Source organism: Candidatus Accumulibacter vicinus (genome assembly GCF_000584955.1).
GTDB lineage: Bacteria > Pseudomonadota > Gammaproteobacteria > Burkholderiales > Rhodocyclaceae > Accumulibacter > Accumulibacter vicinus.
The window spans coordinates 218,605-221,311 of record NZ_JDSS02000019.1 but is presented as its reverse complement, the minus strand read 5'-3'; the positions used below and the strand labels follow the sequence as shown (position 1 = coordinate 221,311).

Sequence of the window (2,707 nt, the reverse complement as noted above, 5' to 3'; positions counted from 1 at the left end):
CTCGCCCTGGTACGGCTCGCCGTCGCCGGGCTGGCGGGCCGCGCCCGCGGCGGCCGGCGGGAAGCGGCTGTCGTCGCTCGCCGTGGTGAGCAGCGCGGTGTAGACCGCGGGCAGTTGCACCACCGTCTTGTCGTCGGTGACGACGAGCGGCAGCCGGTTGGCCTGCGTGACCAGCCAGCCCAGATACGCCTGGCGCAGTTCGGCGGCGTCGTCGGGTGCGGCCGCCGGCAGGACGATCGTGACTTCGTTGATGTCGCGGCCGGCCTGGCGCGCCCCCTGGCCCAGGGCGGTGGCCGCCTTGCCCTGGGCAACCGCGCCGCCGCCCTCGACGCGGCCTTTGGCGCCTCGGCGCGGCTTTTTCTCTGGGGGAGCTTGTTCGCTGTTCATCACCGTGCCGCTCGCCGGGTTATCGTTGGAGTAGGATACGAGGATGCCTGTCGACGCGCGCGGCTGTCAACGCCGGAGGCCGGCGGACGACCGGATGCGGGGAGGAAGAAGATGAGCCGTCGTTTCAAAAATGCCTACGCGCTGCTGATTGCCGTCGACCGGAACCGGGAAGCTGCGGCGGCGCTGCCCGCCGTCGCGGCCGACGCGCGCGCGCTGTACGACGTGCTGGTGCACCCGCAGCGCTGCGCCTACCGGCCCGACAAGGTCCGCCTGCTGAGCGGCGCCGAGAGCAGCCGCCAAGGCATCCTGGCCGGGCTCGACTGGCTGGCCGAGCGCGTGGCCGCCGACGACGACGCGACGGCGATCGTCTATTTCAGCGGCCACGGCCACGAGCAGGACGGCGAGTATTTCCTGATTCCCTACGATCTCGAACGACGGCGCATGCGCAGCAGCGCGATTGCCGCCGCCGACTTCGCGGCCGACGTGGCGGCGCTGGCGCCGCGCCGCCTGCTGGTGCTGCTCGATTGCTGCCACGCGGGCGGGATGAGGGTCAAGGACACGCTGGCCGCCACGGCGCTGCACAGCGCGGCGATTCCGCCGACGCTCTTCCCGCCTGCCGGGAAGTCGCTCGCGACGCCGCTCGCCCAGGGCGAGGGCCGCGCCGTGCTCAGTTCGTGCCGGCCGGGGCAGCTCTCGTATCTGCGCGCCGACGGCCACATGAGCATTTTCACCTATCACCTGATCGAGGCGCTGAGCGGGCACGCACCGGCGGCCGGCGGCGCGAGCGAGGTGCTGGTTTCCGACCTGATCAGTCACCTCCAGCGTCGCGTTCCGGAGAGCGCCCGCGCCGACCACGGGGCCGAGCAAACGCCGTGGCCGGAGTTGCGCGGCAACTTCCCGGTGGCGCTGCTGCTCGGCGGAAAGGGACTCGCCACCGGACAGCGGCCACCCGATCCGCTGGCGCTGCCGGCGTCCGGGGCGGTTTCCTACCGCGCCAGGCTGCGCGGCGGCGGTGCCATCGCGCAGGGCGACGGCGCCACGGCGCTCGGCAAGGGGGCCATCCTGATCGGCGGCCAGCCGCGCCGCCGGGGCGACACGGGGAAGATGCGCGAGGCGCCGGCGACGGCGGACGACACCGGCGCGGCGCGCGAGCGGTCGTCGACGAAAGGATTCCACGCCCTCGCGGCCGAGCGCGGTTTCGCTTTTCTCGACGAGGGCGCCGGGCACGATGTCTTTCGACTGCGCGGCGCCACCGGGCGGGCCGGCAAGGGCATCGCCGACGGGTCGCCCGACGAGGCGGCGCGGGAGAAGGCGCCGGCGAGCGCGGCGGCGGCCGGCAAGCTGGGTTTCGTCCTCGAAGGCCCGGCGGCCAGGGGCCTGACGCTGCGCGCCCAAGGAGTCGCCTTGTTGGTCTTCAAGCAGTTCGCGGCGGGCGACGCGGCCGGGGCGCTGGTCGAAGGCGAGAAACTCAAACCGCTGCTGACCGGCCAACAGAAGCTGGCGATCAGCGTGACGCCCGAGGACGGGCTGGCGATCGACGGCCCGCATGCCGGCGAGGCCGAGTTCGAGGACGGCCAACTGCGGCAGGCGCAAGCCTTCGCGCTGCGGGCGCTGGCCGGCTCGGTCGGCGAATACGGCGTGCATGTCGAGTTTCACCACGCCGGCGCGCGGCTCTACGAGTTCCGCCTGCCGATCATCGTGCTGCCGCCCGGCAAGGACTTGCCGGCGGTCGTTGCGCCGACGACGATAGACCTCGACGGCGAGCGGGTGCGGCGCGCCGCCGCCGAGATCGCTCCGTCGGCGCGCCGCCTGCGGCTGAAAGCCTGCTTTGAAAACAATCTGCTGTATCTGAACTTCGACGACTACGTGGAGGGCGAGATCAGTTCGTCGATCGAGGGTTTCGCGCCGACCCTGGACCGTGCCCGGCTCGACGCGCTGCGCCTGCAACTGACGGCCAGCCTGGGTGCCGGTCTCTACGAGTCGTCGCCGGTGTGGGACGATTTCGACGGTGCGGACACCACGGCGCCGGCCTGCCGGCGCGCCCTGACCCAGATCAGCCAGCAGTTCGCGCAGGCCGGCAGCACGCTGTACCGGGCGCTCCGCGAGGACGACAAGTTCCGCCGCATCCTCGACTACATCGAGCAGAAAGCGGCAGCGGGAACCCGGCTGACGATCATCAGCCGCGAGCTGTCGCTGCCCTGGGAGCTGCTCTACCCGCGGCGCTTCGATGCCGACGCGCCGGACGACTGGCCGCTGGAAGCGGAGCGTTTCTGGGGCGTGCGCTTCGCGCTGGAAACGCAGTTCCTCGGCGAGGGCGACT

Annotated in this window: 2 protein-coding genes; one reads left to right on the top strand and one right to left on the bottom strand. The window is 72.2% G+C overall.

All coding sequences use genetic code 11. The features are described 5' to 3' along the window. The coding region (locus CAPSK01_RS07420) for a hypothetical protein (RefSeq protein WP_034924545.1) at window positions 1–387 on the bottom strand (387 nt) is incomplete at its 3' end. Window positions 388–498: 111 nt separating this feature from the next. On the opposite strand from CAPSK01_RS07420, the gene CAPSK01_RS22195 reads away from it, so the two are divergent. Then, window positions 499–2,707, top strand: a 2,209-nt coding sequence (locus CAPSK01_RS22195; protein ID WP_273703257.1) for a caspase family protein, incomplete at its 3' end; no start/stop codon positions are given.